This window comes from Sphingobium sp. SG1, from assembly GCF_057063145.1.
Genome location: NZ_JBVVOJ010000022.1, coordinates 29,418 through 45,827 on the forward strand (window position 1 = coordinate 29,418; position 16,410 = coordinate 45,827).

The window sequence follows — 16,410 nt, forward strand, 5'->3', positions numbered from 1 at the left end:
TATGAAGCAGGCCCTGATCGGCCGTCTGCTGGCGACTGTCGCTGCCGGCCCGGCCCTGATGCTCGCAACCGCGCAGGCGCAGGATAGCGCCGCACCCGCGCCCCAGGCTGACGCCGGCGCAGGGGAGATCATCGTCACCGCCCGCAAGCGTGACGAGCGGCTGATCGACGTGCCGGTTGCCGTCTCGGCCCTCTCGACCGACCAGATCGAACGCTATGCCACCACCAGCTTCCAGGCGATCAGCCAGCAGGTGCCGCAGCTGGTCATCGCCGAATCGCAGAATCAGGTCGGCGGCTCGATCAACCTGCGCGGCATCGGTGCCGGCATCTCCAACCCTTCGACCGAAACCGCCGTGACCCTGAATTTCGACGGCGTGCCGATCAGCTATGGCAATGCCATCCGCCTTGGCCAGATCGACCTTGGCCGGGTCGAGGTGCTCAAGGGGCCGCAGGCGCTCTTCTATGGCAAGAATAGTCCGGGCGGCATCGTCTCGCTCATCTCCCAGGATCCGGGCAAGGATTTCGAGGCGAAGCTGCGCACCGGCTATGAATTCATGGCCGACCAGCGCTTTGTCGAGGCCAGTGCCTCGGTGCCGCTGACCGACGGCCTCGCCGCCCGCGTCGTCGGCTATTATTCCAAGGAGGATGGCTGGTTCCGCAACGTGGCCGCGCCGATCGCCGGCATCACGCCGGGGCGCGGCGCCGACAGCCTCAATTCCGAAGATGTCTTCGTCCGCGGCACGCTCGCCTATGATGCGGGCGGATCGACCCGGATCAAGGCGAAGGTCAATTATGGCCAGCGCGAACGGGACGGCGTCGGCCCCACCGGCCTCAGCCAGATCATCTACTGCCCCGCCGGCGTCAGCCGCTATGGCTCGACCGACTGCACGCTGAACCGCAATTTCTACGACGCCATCCTCGCGCCGGCGACTGCGGCCAGCGATCCCAGCTATGGCGACGGGGTGCCCTTCATGAAGTCGAAGCAGTTCCTCGCCTCGCTCAGCATCGACCAGGATCTGGGCGACGCCTACACCCTGTCATCGGTCACGGGCTATTATCGCCTGCGCGAACGTTCGGTCGACAGCTTCACCTTTTCCAACAATCCCTATTTCGGCGCGTCGAACGACATCACCGCCAAGGGCTTCAGCCAGGAACTGCGCCTCGCGTCCGACTATGACGGGCCATTGAACTTCCTCGTCGGCGGCTTCTTCCAGGACGCCCATTTCCTCACGCGTCAGGCCTTCACCACCAATTTCGGCACGCCCTTCGTGGTCGGATCGACCTATTATGACGTCCATACCAAGGCGACCTCGGTCTTCGGCCAACTGCGCTACAAGATCGCCGATCCGCTCGAACTGGCCGTCGGCGGCCGCTATAGCTGGGAGGACAAGTCGCTGACCGGCACCTCGCTCGGCAGCCCGATCCAGATTCTCGGCCCCAAGCAGAATTATACCGATTTCTCGCCCGATGTGACGCTCACCTGGCGCCCCGACAGCGACCGCACCGTCTATGCCGCCTATCGCGAGGGCTTCACCTCGGGCGGCTTCAACACCGTGCCGACGCGGCTGCGCACCGATGCGGACCAGAGCCGCGCCGCGATCGACCTGTCCTATGACCAGATGACGGCCAAGGGTGGCGAGATCGGCACCAAGGGCTATGTCGCCGATCGCCAGATCCTCTACGATCTGGTCGGCTATTATTATAAATATAGCGGGCTCCAGCTGTCGCGCTACGACAATGCCTCCTTTACCCAACTGACCCAGAATGCGGGCGGGGCGGAGATCAAGGGTGCGGAGCTCAGCCTTACCATCCGGCCGCGCACGCTCGCGGGCCTGACGTTCAACACGGCGATCGCCTACAACAACGCCCGCTACACCGATTTCATCGGCGGCTGCTATGCGGGCCAGTCGATCGCCCAGGGTTGCAATCTCAATCCGCTCAACCCCAATCTGCCGCAATCGACCTGGGGCACGGCGGCCAATCCCTATCAGAATCAGGATCAGACCGGCCAACGCCTGTTCCGCGCGCCCGAAATCGCGATCACCGGCGGTTTCACCTATGACCACAGCTTCGCCGACCGGCTGGGCGGATCGCTGACGGTCGATTTCAACTATAGCAGTGCCTATGTCACCCAGACGGAGGGCAACCCCAAGACACAGCAGGATGATTATATCCAGCTCAATGCCGCCCTTTCGATCAATGGCGGCGCCGGCAAGCCCTGGGAATTGTCGCTGATCGGCCGCAACCTCACCAACAAGCTGATCATCGTTGGCGGATCGGTGGTGGGCGCGAGCGCGGCTGGCACCGGCACCAACGCCGTGCGCGAAGGCGACATATTGGGTTCGCTCGGCGCCCCGCGCGCGGTGATGCTGCAACTGACGGTGAAGAGCGGCCTGCTGGGCGGCCGTTGATCATCCCTATGCAAATACTATGGAAGATGCGCTGAGGTCGGCTGGAATTTGACCGACGGGGGCCATTAAGTCCCTTGTCCCATGACCCACCGACCTCCTCCTGCCGCCTCTGCCGATGCCGGGCGGCGCAGCGATCGGCCACGGCTCACCGGACGCCTGTCGATCCGGCCGCGCGCCGCCCCGGCTCCTCCGGCATGGCAACGGAGCCGGGCATCATGACCCGGCGCGACCTCGCCTGGCGCGGCCTTGGCCTGCTGCTCGTCGGCGCGGCGGCCGGCAGTTCGCTGCTGCATCGCGCCCTGACCCTGGACGGCCCGGCATCGGCGCCGCTCGAAATGGCGCTGGCCCTTGCCAGTTTCAGCTTCGCCAGCCTCGGTATATTGCTGCTCTGCCAGGGCGTGCGCCTGCGTGACGGCTGGCGCCGTGACCTCGACCGGCGCCAGGCGCAGCGCGACGGCCATTACGATCCCCTGATCCCGACCTATCGCCTGCGCGACGTCGGTGCGACCGTCGAGGCCTATGACGAGAATTTCGCCCGTAGTGGCCAGACCGCGCCGATCATCGTCTTCGATGATTCCTCGGTCGCCAATCATGACAAATATTTCGGCGCGCTGGAGGCGACCAGGACGGTCAACGACCTCTGGTATGTCGGCCCCGCCGAAAAGGAGCAGTTCGTCTCCTACATCTGCAAGCGGCTGCGCGACCGCAAGCTCGACGTGCTGGTCCGCAATCTTTTCCGCCCCAGCTATGGCGGCAATCGCAACTTCACCCTGATGTATACGCTGGGCGACCTGATGGTCAGCGCCGACGATGACATGCGCCCCTATGCCCTGATCGAGGACAGTCCGGAAACGCTGGGCGAACGGGAGATCAGCCGGGGCAAGACCATCCCGCGCGGCGCTAATGGCCATTGCCGCAAATCCTACGACATTCTCCAGTCCTTCCGCGACATATTGGGCAAGACGGTGGCCGACGCACCGGCCAATTACGACCAGGGCGAACTGGTGATCGACAGCGCCATGGACCTGGAATCCAACAATTCGCTCGGCTTCGCGCGGGAAAACAGCCTGACCCTGCAGGAAGGGCGGTTGCCCCGATCGGCGGTGGTGAAGATGGCGCAGACCTTCCGCACCGGAACCAACGACATCGACGCGGTCGATTTCGTCGACATGTTCCTCGACGATCCGGACGAGGTCGATGCCGAACGGCTCAACGACACCTATGTGCTGGTCAATTTCCGCCCCTGCCTCACCAATCTCAACTGGCGGATGGATTGCGGCGTTGCGGGCTATGACAATCGCACCGGCCTGCCGCCCTTCTTCCCGACGCGCTTGCGGTTCGAGGACTATATCTATCGCCTCTGGATTCAGCAGTCGAACATGGTCTCGGCCCATGTCGATTCCGCCCAGACCCACATCAAGAACAGCTATATGCGCAATCCATTGGCGTCGGAGGTGTTCAACGAGGCGATCTGCGGCCTGCTCAAGCGCAAGATCCGCACCAGCCTCAAGCGCACCGACGAATGGTCGATCGCCTTCGACTATGACGGCGCGGTCAGCCTTCAGGACAGCGAGGAGATATTGGACAGCGCCCGCGCTTTGCATGACCGGGTGCTCAAGAGCATGGCCGACGCGCGCACGACCGAGCGGGGCGATGCGCTGGGCCATTTTGCCGCCGGCCTGTCACGCACCTTCTATGATTTCGAGCCGGATTTCTTCCAGCAGAATGTCAGCCGCATGGTCGATGACGAGGTCGGGCTGATCCGCTCCTCACTCGAAATCTGGCCGACCCTGCTGGAGATCGTCTATTTCAAGCGCCATTGCCGCAACCTGCCGATGCGCCGCGTGAAGAACCGCTCCGCCCGATCGCCCCAACCCAGACCCGTAGCAGCCTGAGGGTTGGCGGCAGGCGCTCCGTTTCCGCCCCCTTCATCCCGGCGACGGTCGGGGCCCCCTCTCAGTGACGGGGGCGGGGCGGAGCGCCTATCATACCCGCCGGAACGGGAAGGGGCTGGCGGTCCGCTCATAGCTGTGCAGGTCCAGCGCGCGCGTCACCGGCGGCAGTGCCCGGTCCGGGCAGTCGCGCCGCTCGCACAGATGACAGGTCGGCCCCACCGTCACCGCATCGTCGCGCTCGGTATCGATGCCATCGGCATGGATGATCCGCCCGGCATGTTTCGCCTCGCATCCCAGCGCAATCACCTGCCGCCCGCGCGCGCCATCGCCGCGGGGCAGGGCGATCGCCAGCGTGAGGAAGCGCCGCTCGTCCAGCGTCTCGATCAGTTGCGGCAGCACGATGTCGGGCGCGTCGGCCGCATGCACGTCCCAGCGCGGACAGGTGCCGCCATAACGGGCAAAGGGATAGGCCTCGCCATCGAAGCGCTTGGACACGATTCCGGCCCGGTCGATCCGCACCATGAAGAAGGGGATGCCGCGCGCGCCGGTGCGGTTGAGGCTGGTCAGCCGGTGGGCCAGCTGCTCGGTCGACACGCCGAAGCGCGCGCGCAGCAGGGGAAGATCATGCCGGCTTGCCTCCGCTGCCTGGCGGAACCGGTCATAGGGCATGATGAGCGCCGCGGCGGCATAGTTGGTCAGCGCAATGATGGCGAGCCGCCGACTGTCCTCGTCCGGCGGCGCCGTGCGCGTCACCTGCGCCGCGATCAAGTCCGCCATCTCCTGTGCGCAGAGCTGATAGGCCATGGCGAACAGTCGCCCCGATGCCGGCAGTCGCTCGCTCAACATCAGCCGCCGCCGGTGCATGTCATAATGGCGCACCGTCCCGGCCAGCACATCGGCGCGCACCATCTGCACCGCCATGCCGTGCCGTTCCTTCAGGCGCGCGCGCAGCCCGGCCTGCAACAGCGCGGGATCTTCCTCCAATTCCGCGGCGATCCCTTCGGCCGCGGCGTCGATTTCGGCGAAATGATTGCCGGCCTTGGCCACCGTCTCGCGCCACCAGTCGACCGGCGCGACCAGCGGGGCAGGGGCGGCGCCGCGCCCGCTCGCCTGCATCTGCTCGGGCAGGCGGCGCAGGTCGGCCAGCGCGCGGTAGAAGCGGCCGATCGCCTCGCTGACGCCGGGATAATTTTCCGCCACCTCCAGCACTTCGTCGCGCGCGATGCCGATGTCGCGCACCAGCGCGTCGGACAATATCTCGGCCAGGTCGCTCGCTGCGCCATCCTGGCTGCTGGCGGTGAAGTCGCGAATGTCGATGTCATAGGTATTGGCGAGCCGCAGCAGCATCTGCGCCGTCAGCGGCCGCTGGTTGCGCTCCAGATGGTTGAGATAGCTGGGCGACACGCCCAGTTCCTCGGCCATGCGCGTCTGGTTCAGCCCCAGTTCGCGGCGCAGCACCCGCAGCTTGGGGCCGAGATAGAGCTTCCGGTCGGTCACATCTGCCATAAGGTCATATTGTCATGATTTGACAATATGAACAAGTCGCGGCGTGACTTGCGGCCATTCATCGCCCTTCCGCTTTGCCCTCGACCTGTCAATATCGCTGTCATCAACCAGCACAGCCACAAGGCAGGAAGGACAGGAAGATGACGACCGATACGATGGAAGCGCCCCAGCCCGCCCGTTCGCGCGCGGTCTTCAGCCAGGAGGATTTCGGCCTGATCCGCACCGCCATCGCCCATTATCTGCGCGAGGTTCAGGACCAGCCGGAATCGGTCAAATATGCCAATCTCTACCACCGCCTCGGCCGCGTGGCGTGATCTGGCTTCAGCCTAGCTGAAGCAAACGGCACCGGCCCGCGCCCCCACCCGGCCTCCCATCCAGGATATACTGTGGGAGGTCGGGTGGGGGCGCGGGCCGGTGCCGCATCCCGCGTGAGCGGGCAAAAGACTCAGAACAAACGCGTCAGGCCATAAAACAGCGCGCCGATCGCGGCCGCCGCCGGCAGGGTCACGACCCAGGCGACGATGATGCTCGACGCGACGTTCCAGCGCACCGCCGACAGCCGGCGGGACGCGCCCACGCCGACGATGGCGCCGGTGATGGTGTGGGTGGTCGATACCGGCACGCCCAGATGGGTGGCCATGAACAGGGTGATCGCGCCGCCCGTTTCCGCGCAGAAGCCCTGCGCCGGGGTCAGGCGGGTGATCTTCGATCCCATGGTGTGGACGATCTTCCAGCCGCCCAGCAACGTGCCCAGGCCCATCGCCGCCTGGCAGCTCAGCACCACCCACATCGGCACATGGAAGCCGCCGGTCAGCAGCCCCTGTGAATAGAGCAGTACCGCGATGATGCCCATCGTCTTCTGCGCGTCATTGCCGCCATGGCCCAGCGAATAGAGCGAGGCGGACACCAGCTGCAGCTTGCGGAACACCCGGTCCGCGCCCTGCGGCGTGAACTTGCGGAAGATCCAGCTGATCGCCAGCACCAGCATCAGCGCCAGGAACAGGCCGACGGCAGGCGAGATCACGATCGCCGCGCTGGTCTTGAACACGCCGCTCCACACGATCGCCGACAGGCCGGACTTGGCCGTTCCCGCGCCCAGCAGGCCGCCGACCAGCGCATGGCTGGAGGAGGATGGGATCCCCAGGCCCCAGGTGATCAGGTTCCAGGCGATCGCCCCCATCAGTGCGCCGAAGATCACCGACGCATCAATGATGTCGGCGCTGACGATGCCCTTGCCCACCGTTTCGGCGACATGCAGGCCAAAGAAGAGGAAGGCGATGAAGTTGAAGAAGGCGGCCCAGGCGACCGCATATTGGGGTTTCAGCACCCGCGTCGACACGATGGTCGCGATCGAGTTGGCGGCGTCGTGCAGGCCGTTCAGAAAATCGAACAGCAGCGCAACGCCGATCAGCGCGATCAGCAGCGGGAAGGCGAGATGGGCTTCCATATCCGGTCAGGCCTGTCAGGCGTGGTCGATGACCAGGCCGGAAATCTCGTTGGCGACGTCCTCGAACCGGTCCGTCACCTTTTCCAGATGGCTGTAGATTTCGTTGCCGACGATGAAGTCCATCGGGTTGCCGGCGCGGGCTTGGCTGTAGAGGGCCTTCAGGCCCGCCTCATGCAATATGTCGGCATGGCCTTCCAGCTTGACCAGCCGCTCGGTCAGCTCGTGCAGGCGCGCCGAATTGATGTTGAGCGAGCGCAGCAGCGGCATCGCCTCCGCCGTGATCCGCGCGCATTCGACGATCAGCGCGCTCATGTCCTGCATCTGCGGCGCGAAATCCTTGACCTCATAGAGCGCGATCGCCTTGGCGGTCTGGTTCATCTGGTCGATCGCGTCGTCCATCACGCCGATCAGGCCGGTGATGGCACTGCGGTCGAACGGGGTGACGAAGATGCGGCGGACGTCCTGCAGCACTTCGCGGATGATGTCGTCCGCCTCATGCTCGCGGTCCGAAATCTCCTTGATATGCGCGTCCATGTCCGGGCCGCCCTTGAGCAGCTTGGCCAGGGCGTCGGCGCCGGCGACCAGGGTCGCGGCATGGTCTTCGAATTGCTCGAAGAAACGCCCCTGCTTGGGCATCAGCGCGTGAAACCAGCGCAGCATTCCAGTCCTTTCACTTTGCTTCTCGCGGATCGACAGCAGCAACCGGAGGAACCAGCCCGGATCGGCGGGCGGTTCGCGGAAAGCCGCGATGATCGATTGCAGTTCGGGTTCGTCGACGGCCTTTGCGGCTTCGGCGACGGAAAACCAGCGCAGCTCGCGCTGCCCTTTTTCGGGCCATTGCGTCAGATGGCCGGTCACGGCAAGCGGAAAAACCTCGACATTCGCCTCGCGCGACTTGCCGCTGCGCTTGCGCTTGTCATAGCTGTATCGGCCGATCGGCGCGGGACAGGCGATGCCATGGATGCCCGCTTCCTCGAACGCCTCCACTTCCGCGGCACGATGGCCGGCCAGCCCCTTGATGCGATTGCCCTTGGGAATCACCCAGCGCCCGGTGTCGCGTGACGTGATCAGCAGGATCTGCATCGACCCGTCGATCGGGTCGCTGGTATAGGGAAGAGCGGCAATCTGGCGCATTATCGGCGGCTTACGGGCGACCTGCCCGAATCCTCATGCTCTGCCGCAGCGCGTTCCATCGGCGCTATGTAACGAAAATGTCATTTTTTGCAATCGCTCCCTTCGCCCAGAGGGGCAGGCGAAGGGAGCGACCGGCGCCCCGCTGGGCGAGGCCGGGAGGCGGATCAGATCGAGATGCGCGCCGTCAGGCGGATGTCGCGCCCGGCGAGCGGGGCGAAATCCTTCAGGAAGCTGGCATGGCGCCGGGCTTCCACGTCGAAGATGTTGTTGGCCGACAGCATCAGCGTGGTGCGATCATTGCCGGCCAGCGGCTTGAACGAGATCGATGCGTTGACCATGGTGAAGCCATCGGTCGGCGTCTCGAAATCGGTCACCCGATCCTGCTCGAACACATGTTCCAGCTCGGCGCGGGCGCTCAGTCGTGCGCCCTGCGCCTCGATCCCGCCCAGCAGGCGGAGCGGGGGAATGCGCGGCGCCGGGCCATTGCCCTTGATCGTGGCGCGAACATAGTCGGCGACGCCGTCGATGTTGATCGCATAGCTGCCGACCTGTGCCAGCTTCACCGACGCTTCGGCTTCGAAGCCATAATAGCGCGCATCGGCCTGGGCATAGGCATAGCAGGGGAATTCCATCTCGGCCCCGCCATTGGCCGCCTGGCAGACGCTGTCGTCGACCACGCTTTCATAGATGAAGCCGCTGAACCAGTTGTGATAGGCGGCCAGGCTGAAGCTGTAGCCATTGCCCGATCCGCGCAGCGTGCCTTCCACGCCCCAGCTCTTTTCCTTGCCGAAATCGGGATTGCCCAGCTCGAACGCCTGGGTACCGGCATGATTGCCACGTGCGAACAGTTCCTCGGCTGACGGCGCACGCTCACTGCGCGACAGGTTCAGGCCCACGCGCCAGCCGGGGGTGATCGCCTGGCTGATGCCCAGCGATCCGGACAGGGCGTTGAAGCTGCGCTGGCTGGCCTCGGCAAACAGGTCGGCATCCGGGTCCGACTGCAGCTTGGTATGTTCATAGCGCGCGCCCGCTTCCAGGCGCGTGTCGCCCAGGTCCAGCGACTGCAGCGTGAACAGGCCGAACTGGTCGGTCTGGTTCTTGGGCAGGAACTTCTCTTCGCCATCGGCCTGGAAACGACGGGTGAAGAATTGCGCGCCCGATGCGCCCTGCCAGCCGTTGCGGTCGGCCTGGACGAATTCCAGCCGGCTTTCCATCGACTGGTTCTTGAAGGTGGTGCCGACCTCGCCCGACGGTTCGATTTCCTGATGCTGGTAATCGGCCCAGCCCGCGCGCAGGCGGATGCTGTCTAGGAAGCCGCCATTCACCGCGACCTCGCCGCGCAGGTCGGCGCGGGTCTGCTTCATCGCCAGCGTCACATTCTCGTGGCTGTGGCCCTCTTCCTCATGATCGTGGTCATGTTCGTGATCATGGTCATGCTCCTCTTCCACCTCCAGACGCGACGGCACGCCATAGGTGTTCTCGCTGTGCGAGATCGACATGCCCAGATTGCCGCCATCGCCGATATAGGCGAAGCCGCCGGCCACTTCCCACACTTCCGCCGCGGTATTGGCCAGCTTGCCCTTCAGCCGCGCATTGTCCTGGATTTCCTCCTCGTCGGAGGCGGCGGCGATCTCGCGCATCGCCTTGGACAGGATATAGCCGCCGGTGCGCAGATTGTCGGTCTTGCTGTAGCTGCCATCGACATGGACGACGAAATTCTCGGTCAGCGGCACCTCGATCTCGCCCGAACCGCTGCGTTCGTTGGCGGCGCTGCCATAGGTACCGATCGCGTCGATATGGATCGCCTCGTCCGGCACGCGGCGCGGGATGCGGCTGTCGATCACATTGACCACGCCGCCGATCGCCGACGATCCATAGAGCAGGGCGGACGGGCCGCGCAGCACCTCGATCCGGTCGGCGGTCAGCGGGTTGATCGCGACCGCATGGTCGACCGAGGTGTTGGACACATCGAAGCTGCCGATGCCGTCGGTCAGGATGCGCACGCGCTCGCCCTGGAAGCCGCGCAGGATCGGGCGCGATGCGTTGGGGCCAAAGGAGGTGGCCGACACGCCAGGCTGGCGCGCCAGCGTCTCGCCGATGGTCGGGCGCAGGCTGCGGGTCAGTTCCTCGCCGGTGACGATCGAGGTGCCGGACAAAATGTCGCCCTGGCTGCGGGGGATCAGGGCGGTGACGACGATGTCGCTGCGCGGGTCATGATAGCTGCCATCGGCCTGGGCATCGGCGGGGGCTGCGGTCTGGGCGGCGGCGGGCCATGCCAGGCAAAGGGCCGTGAGGGCACAGCCGGCGCGCAGCGACGGGGAACGAAGCATCAGGCTTTTTATCCTTGCAGAATATGTGGGTCGGCCTCCGCGTATCTGTCATGATACATCGTATCAATATACGATCGGCGAAATGAAGGCCGTTTCTGCCGCATTCATCACCAACTGTTGCATTTTTGCACTGCATGGCGCGCAGCATATTGCCCGCCGCCAAGACGGATCAGCAGTGCAATTCCGCCATCATCTGCTGGTCAGAGGAAGAGGAAATCCGCCAGCGCCTGCACGCCGGGGCGCGACAGCGATCGTTCGTTGACGGTCTGGCGCACCTCGATCGCGGGCAATGGCACGTCCAGCGCCAGCCGGCGAATGCCGCTCATCCGTCCCAGGTCGCGCGCCATCGGGCCAAAGGCGGCGAAACATCCAGCGCCTTCGCGCAGGGCGGTGATGATGTCGAACATATTGTCGGTTTCCAGCATCACCGGGCCCAGCCGGGCGCCGCCGCGCGCCAGCGCCGCATCGATGATCGGGCGCAGCCCGTTGCGTGGATCGACCGCCAGTTGCGGCGTGATGGTCAGGTCGCCGCGCGACACGCTGCCCGCGCGCGCCAGCGGATGGTCCGCCCCGGCATAGAGATTGACCTGTTCCGACCAGCCATAGCGCGACGGCAGGCCGGCCGGTTCCTCCAGCGCATAGAAATAGGCGATGTCGGCGCGCAGCGATTCGATCGCTCGCGCCGCCTCGACCGCCGACTGGACGCTCAGGTCCAGGGTGATGGCGATATCGTCATTGGCCGCCTCGAACGCGGTCAGAGCATCCTGGAAATGGCCGAACACCGGCGCCGGCGTCGCCAGGATGATGGCGCGATTGGCGGGCGGCGGCGCGGCCGGCAGCGACGGCAATTGCGCATCCGCATCCAGCAGCAATTCCGGCAGTGCAGGCGGCGGGGCCGGCGATGGATCAGGTTGCGGGGTGGGGGCGGGCGTGGCTTCCTCGGCCCAATCCTCGGGATCGTCCTGTGCCAGCAGGGTCATCGCCTGCGCCGTGCGCCGGCCCGCCGGGGTCAGCCGCGCCGCGCCGCGAATATCGTCGAACAAACGATAGCCCAGCCGCATTTCCAGCGACGCCATGTCGCGCTCGATCACGGCGGATGAAACGCCCAGCGCCTGGGCACAGCGCGTCAGGCTGCCCGCGGCCACCATCTGCGCGAAAATGTCGAGTTGGCGCAGGGACGGGTTGGTCATGGCCGAGCGATAGAACAAAGACGAGGCCGGGTTAAGAGGCGTTGTCACGCATTTACCATCAATGCGCTGTTGACGAGCCCCGGTGAATGATGGCAGGGCGCGTCACCTGACGGGCGGGTATAGCTCAATGGTAGAGCACTAGCCTTCCAAGCTTGTGATGCGGGTTCGATCCCCGCTACCCGCTCCAGCCTCGTCCAAGTAACTGAAAATAAACGAAAAAGGTCACAAAAAGGCCTTCCCGAGCACGTGTGTCACACGCAGGTGTCACACAATACAGTAACGAAATCTGCGGCAACCATCTCGAATCACTCGGGAAATCGTCGATCAGGCTGTAGCACACGACCGTCACACAAACGCGATGTCCCTGGACTTTGGCAGCGTGGCGGGGTCTTCCAGTTCCGGGTCCGTGTCCCCGCTGAACTTCGGGATGTCGTTGGTCGAACGCATCTCAATCGCTCATTGCAAACAGACAGCAGATCATTGGCAATCCGACTGAGCAGGAAGGTGGCCTATGAATTTGAGATGGCATTTGAAGCGGCCAGGAGAGGGCTGGGCTTGCCCTATGACGCCCGACTGGTGGAAACGGGTGGAGGGGCGCAAGCGTTAAGGACTGCGCCTGAGCCTGCTATCGTCGAGCCGCCGAAGCGTGAGGCGGGAGCAGTGGAGAATATCGCGGGAACGCGGCGTCAGGTCACGTTGGCCCAAGTCTACGAAAAGTATCTCAACGATCCGACGAAAAAGAGGAGCAAAAGGACGCATCTCGCGCACGAGACCACCCGAAGGCTGGCGCTTGAAGTGTTAGGTGCCGACACGCCCATAGATCGTATCACCAGGGAGCAATGCCGCGATCTTCTGGAAATTCTGCGGTGGTTGCCTGTCAACTGTGGGAAATTTTTCGAAGGACTTTCGATGCGCGAGGCCGCAGAGCGAGCGAAGGCAGACAGATCAATCCGCACGATCAATGTGACTAATGTGAACGCCTATATGGCTCGCTTCGCTGCCGCAATGAACTGGGCGCTAACGGAGGAGTTCATTGAGAGAAACCCTGCGAAGGGTATCCGTTGGGCAGAGAATGCGCCCACCCAAGATCGGCGGAGACCATTTAGCAGTGAGCAATTGCGGCGTATCTTCAGTGCGCCGGTGTTTGTAGGCTGCAAAGACGAGGGGCGAGGGTATGCCACGCCAGGGCCGTTGCGACTAGGCGGGGCCAAGTTTTGGATTCCCTTACTTGGTTTATTCACTGGTGCCCGCCTGAACGAATTATGTCAGGCGGATGTTGCGGACATACAGACGATCGATGGCATTCACTGCCTTGTAATTTCAGCAGAGAGTGAGAGTGGAAACTCAGGGAAGTCGTTAAAAAACAAGTCGAGTGCTCGCCGCATTCCGTTGCATCCCGCGCTTCTTGAGTTAGGTTTCATGGCGTTCGTTCGGCGGAAACGTGCGACGAATTCCGAGAAGTTATTTGACGATATTCCCGCTGGAGCGCTCGGCTTCCGGTCAATCGCATTCTCTCGATGGTTCGCACGTTTCCTTACACGTGCCAAAGCGGAAACGAGAACGACCTGCTTTCACTCTTTCCGACATGGCTTTCGCGATGCCGCCCGTAATGCCAGAATCGATCGTGATATCGTGCTCGCTTTAGGCGGATGGACTTCAGGAGGGCAGAGTGACGCTGCTGATCAATACGGACAGGGTTACCATCCTGCGATCCTACTCGAAGCTATCCGCCTGATCGAGTATCCTGGTCTGGATTTGTCTCATCTCGAGCCTCGGTGAGCATTTCATTCCACGGGTGAATCAATCACCCGATTTATGACCGCGCCACAACGGGAAGATTTGAAAATTGCTGCTGCGATGGTCCTTTGACACGATTGCCAACGGATGCGTAATATTCTCTGAGAAATCAGGGGGATTCGAATGGACTTCCGTGTTCCGCATGAAGTTACATATGAATTTGAAGGGCGAGCGACTGTCACGGAGGTGGCCAAATCGCTTACCGCGCAAGAAAAGCTGTTCAAGGAATCGCTCCGCGTTCTTGAAACCTGCTTTCCAGAATTGGATATTGAACGGGCGGAAATCACCGTTCGGGAAATCTCGCAAAATAGCCCATTACGGCATAGGCTGGAGGGTATCGTCGTTGCGGCTCTTTCGCCGGGGTTGACTGAAGATATGCCTGCCGATCTCATGAAATCATTGTTCGGCTACGATGTGCCGGATAGTTATGACAGTTTTGTCTCTCTTATCATGTTGCTAGTGGCGATGTGGGGAGCAGAGCGGGTCGTGAAACGGTTGAAAAAGTTTAAAGATGATTTCGATCTAAAGCGCCTTGAAGCGAAGCAGGCTGTAATTGCCGCAGAGCGGAAACGTTTGCTTTCAGAAGCGGCGGCGCGAGCCTCCATTAATGAGGATCAGCTTGCTGATGCGCTCAACGACACCCTTGGGAAACGGCAAGTTACGGTGGGTAAGGTGGCGATGGATTTTCTTGCTCCCGCCAAGCGCCACAAGGCCAAAGCGATAAGTCTTCCTAACGGGGAAGCTATAAGGCAGGAGGCAATCGATGCCATTCCAAGCGAAGTGGAGCTTGCTCAATATCAATCACCTGTTGAATCGGTGGAGTATGACAACGTTACAGTTGTGTTCCAAAGACATGATAAGACAAGGCCAAAAGATTGGGCTGCAACTGTCGAAGAGGTATCCCCAGATCGGAAGCCTCTTCATCTTGCGCCGACAATAAGCCCGGAACACCTGTTCACTCGCGAAAGCGTTAAGGCGGATGTGTTGGTGACATCTATTCTTGATAATGAAGGGGAGTATGTCCCAAGCGTCTATTATCTCATGAAGGTTTACGATGAGGGTGCTTAAATAACATCGCGACTGGACCAGGTAGGCTGGTTCATTAGGGGAAGAAGTCGATGGAGGCCGCGACCCCGCCACGCTGCCAAAGTCCAGGGACATCGCGTTTGTGTGACGGTCGTGTGCTACAGCCTGATCGACGATTTCCCGAGTGATTCGAGATGGTTGCCGCAGATTTCGTTACTGTATTGTGTGACACCTGCGTGTGACACACGTGCTCGGGAAGGCCTTTTTGTGACCTTTTTCGTTTATTTTCAGTTACTTGGACGAGGCTGGAGCGGGTAGCGGGTAGCGGGGATCGGGCCTGAGCCTGGTCGATCGGCGATTTCATCATGAACATGGCGAGGCATGGGTGGGATCGTTGCCCGACGCGATCGGGGCGTCAACGGCATTGCTATTTCATCGGCCGCGATAGGGTTCGCAGGCGATGCCGTCGTGGTCCCCGTCCATGTGCTCGCCATAGCCAGGTTGCCCAGCGTAAAGCGGCGCGGCACCCGCTGCGCGTGCCGCTCGGCAGTTGGGATAAGACCAGGAGGCTTGAACGGGGGCAGTGGTCCGGGCAGGTCGGTTCGCTGCTAGACCTGCGGATGGTTGTTGTGCGTCGAGATCGGCCGCGCTGGTCCCCCGGTCATACTGGGGCAACTGATCTGCGCCAGTCGAGGCGAGGAGATGAGGGGCGTCGATCGGGCTGGTTTCTGCGGATGAACTTTCTGCTCGATCGAGTGCATGCATAGCCAAGGCGGCGACCAGGCCGAAGCCGACGGCGCCCCCCAGGAGCTTGACGGTCGCCAGGTCATCCCGGCGTTTCCGCTTTGCCTGATAGTGTGGGCCTGGTCTGACCGGCGCCGCGCGAAAGGGCTTCTTGAACGACATTGTGCGACGATATCTCTCGCCGGTGAATCAATCGTTCCCTTTAGGCGGCGAGGGCACGATAGACGCTGGCCCTGCCGATCCCCATCTTCCTGGCGATCGCGGCCGCGCCCATACCGGCGTCCTTGAGTTCCTTGATCTTGGCTGGGTCGATCGATGGCGGCCGCCCCTTGTATTTCCCCGCAGCCTTGGCCTTCGCCACACCCTCCATCTGTCTCTCATGCCGGATATCGGCTTCGAAGGCCGCGACCGCACTCAAGACACCGATGAGCAGACGGCCCATGCTCGTGTCGGTATCGACGCCGGATTGGTTCAGGCATCGGAATGCCACCCCCTTCGCGGTCAGCTTCTCGATGATCTGGTGAAGATCACCGACGCTCCTCGCAAGACGATCCAGGCGAGTGACGACCAGGGTATCGCCCTCACGGACGAAATCGAGGGCAAGGGCAAGTTGATCACGGTCGGTGGTTGAGCGCCCGGACATCTTCTCGGCGAAGATTTTCTCGCACCCGGCGGCGGTCAGTGCCTCCTCCTGGAGGTCGAGCGATTGGCTATTCGAACTGACTCTTGCGTAACCGACCAGCATGGCGCCTCATGTCTCGTTTGATCCTAGGGCTGCTCTATCACATGTCTCGAATTTCGGACATCGATACTGTTGAGACGCGTCATCTGTCTCACGCGGGTTCCCGTGCGGGTTTACCCTGGCGGGACACATAATGTGTCGCGTAGAGGGTGAAGGATATCCACGGATCGAACCGGGTCTCGTTATCCT

The 16,410-nt window shown here is 62.7% G+C and carries 12 protein-coding genes, 1 tRNA gene and 1 pseudogene; 7 read left to right on the forward strand and 7 right to left on the reverse strand.

Features of this window, described 5'->3' with window-relative positions:
- Position 1 precedes the first annotated feature (1 nt).
- On the forward strand, positions 2 to 2,410 hold the full coding sequence (locus AC0KVN_RS24735; protein WP_483656452.1) for a TonB-dependent receptor: 2,409 nt from the start codon (positions 2 to 4) through the stop codon (positions 2,408 to 2,410).
- A 215-nt stretch (positions 2,411 to 2,625) separates the two neighbouring features.
- Entirely contained in the window at positions 2,626 to 4,305 is a 1,680-nt protein-coding gene (locus AC0KVN_RS24740) for a hypothetical protein (protein ID WP_435568770.1), read from the forward strand.
- A gap of 90 nt (positions 4,306 to 4,395) precedes the next feature.
- Here the strand turns inward: AC0KVN_RS24740 and AC0KVN_RS24745 are convergent, their stop codons facing one another.
- The gene (locus tag AC0KVN_RS24745) at positions 4,396 to 5,811 is read right to left on the reverse strand and encodes a helix-turn-helix domain-containing protein (RefSeq protein ID WP_435568769.1); all 1,416 of its coding nucleotides are present in this window, start codon (positions 5,809 to 5,811) and stop codon (positions 4,396 to 4,398) included.
- Between the two features lie 140 nt (positions 5,812 to 5,951).
- Between AC0KVN_RS24745 and AC0KVN_RS24750 the strand changes: the two genes are divergently transcribed.
- The gene (locus AC0KVN_RS24750; protein ID WP_017500419.1) at positions 5,952 to 6,125 is read left to right on the forward strand and encodes a hypothetical protein; all 174 of its coding nucleotides are present in this window, start codon (positions 5,952 to 5,954) and stop codon (positions 6,123 to 6,125) included.
- A gap of 131 nt (positions 6,126 to 6,256) precedes the next feature.
- Here the strand turns inward: AC0KVN_RS24750 and AC0KVN_RS24755 are convergent, their stop codons facing one another.
- The 4 genes from AC0KVN_RS24755 to AC0KVN_RS24770 form a co-directional block, all read right to left on the reverse strand.
- The gene (locus AC0KVN_RS24755; protein ID WP_004208257.1) at positions 6,257 to 7,258 is read right to left on the reverse strand and encodes an inorganic phosphate transporter; all 1,002 of its coding nucleotides are present in this window, start codon (positions 7,256 to 7,258) and stop codon (positions 6,257 to 6,259) included.
- Between the two features lie 15 nt (positions 7,259 to 7,273).
- Positions 7,274 to 8,392: a DUF47 family protein gene (locus tag AC0KVN_RS24760; RefSeq protein WP_010338330.1), complete on the reverse strand. Its 1,119-nt coding sequence runs from the start codon at positions 8,390 to 8,392 to the stop codon at positions 7,274 to 7,276.
- Between the two features lie 164 nt (positions 8,393 to 8,556).
- Positions 8,557 to 10,722 (reverse strand): TonB-dependent receptor, encoded by a 2,166-nt coding sequence (locus AC0KVN_RS24765; protein WP_435568768.1) that lies wholly within the window; start codon positions 10,720 to 10,722, stop codon positions 8,557 to 8,559.
- Positions 10,723 to 10,922: 200 nt separating this feature from the next.
- Positions 10,923 to 11,912 carry a LysR family transcriptional regulator gene (locus tag AC0KVN_RS24770; RefSeq protein ID WP_185704250.1) on the reverse strand — a complete coding sequence of 330 codons (990 nt, stop codon included), beginning with the start codon at positions 11,910 to 11,912 and terminating at the stop codon, positions 10,923 to 10,925.
- Between the two features lie 113 nt (positions 11,913 to 12,025).
- Here AC0KVN_RS24770 and AC0KVN_RS24775 point away from each other — a divergent pair.
- The 4 genes and pseudogenes from AC0KVN_RS24775 to AC0KVN_RS24790 all read left to right on the forward strand — a co-directional run bounded on the left by AC0KVN_RS24775 (position 12,026) and on the right by AC0KVN_RS24790 (position 14,777).
- Positions 12,026 to 12,099: transfer RNA gene (locus AC0KVN_RS24775), tRNA-Gly, on the forward strand.
- A gap of 74 nt (positions 12,100 to 12,173) precedes the next feature.
- A pseudogene (locus tag AC0KVN_RS24780) lies at positions 12,174 to 12,398 on the forward strand (DUF6538 domain-containing protein); the annotation flags it as partial.
- An 18-nt stretch (positions 12,399 to 12,416) separates the two neighbouring features.
- Positions 12,417 to 13,691, forward strand: coding sequence for a tyrosine-type recombinase/integrase (locus AC0KVN_RS24785; protein ID WP_435568793.1), 1,275 nt, complete (start codon positions 12,417 to 12,419; stop codon positions 13,689 to 13,691).
- A gap of 141 nt (positions 13,692 to 13,832) precedes the next feature.
- A complete protein-coding gene (locus tag AC0KVN_RS24790; protein ID WP_435568767.1) occupies positions 13,833 to 14,777 on the forward strand; it encodes a hypothetical protein in 945 nt (314 codons plus the stop codon).
- A gap of 390 nt (positions 14,778 to 15,167) precedes the next feature.
- Here AC0KVN_RS24790 and AC0KVN_RS24795 read toward each other — a convergent pair whose 3' ends face one another.
- Positions 15,168 to 15,641: an excalibur calcium-binding domain-containing protein gene (locus AC0KVN_RS24795; RefSeq protein ID WP_483656453.1), complete on the reverse strand. Its 474-nt coding sequence runs from the start codon at positions 15,639 to 15,641 to the stop codon at positions 15,168 to 15,170.
- 40 nt (positions 15,642 to 15,681) lie between these two features.
- Complete coding sequence (locus tag AC0KVN_RS24800) at positions 15,682 to 16,224, reverse strand: recombinase family protein (RefSeq protein WP_435568765.1); 543 nt, start codon at positions 16,222 to 16,224, stop codon at positions 15,682 to 15,684.
- Between the last annotated feature and the right edge of the window lie 186 nt (positions 16,225 to 16,410).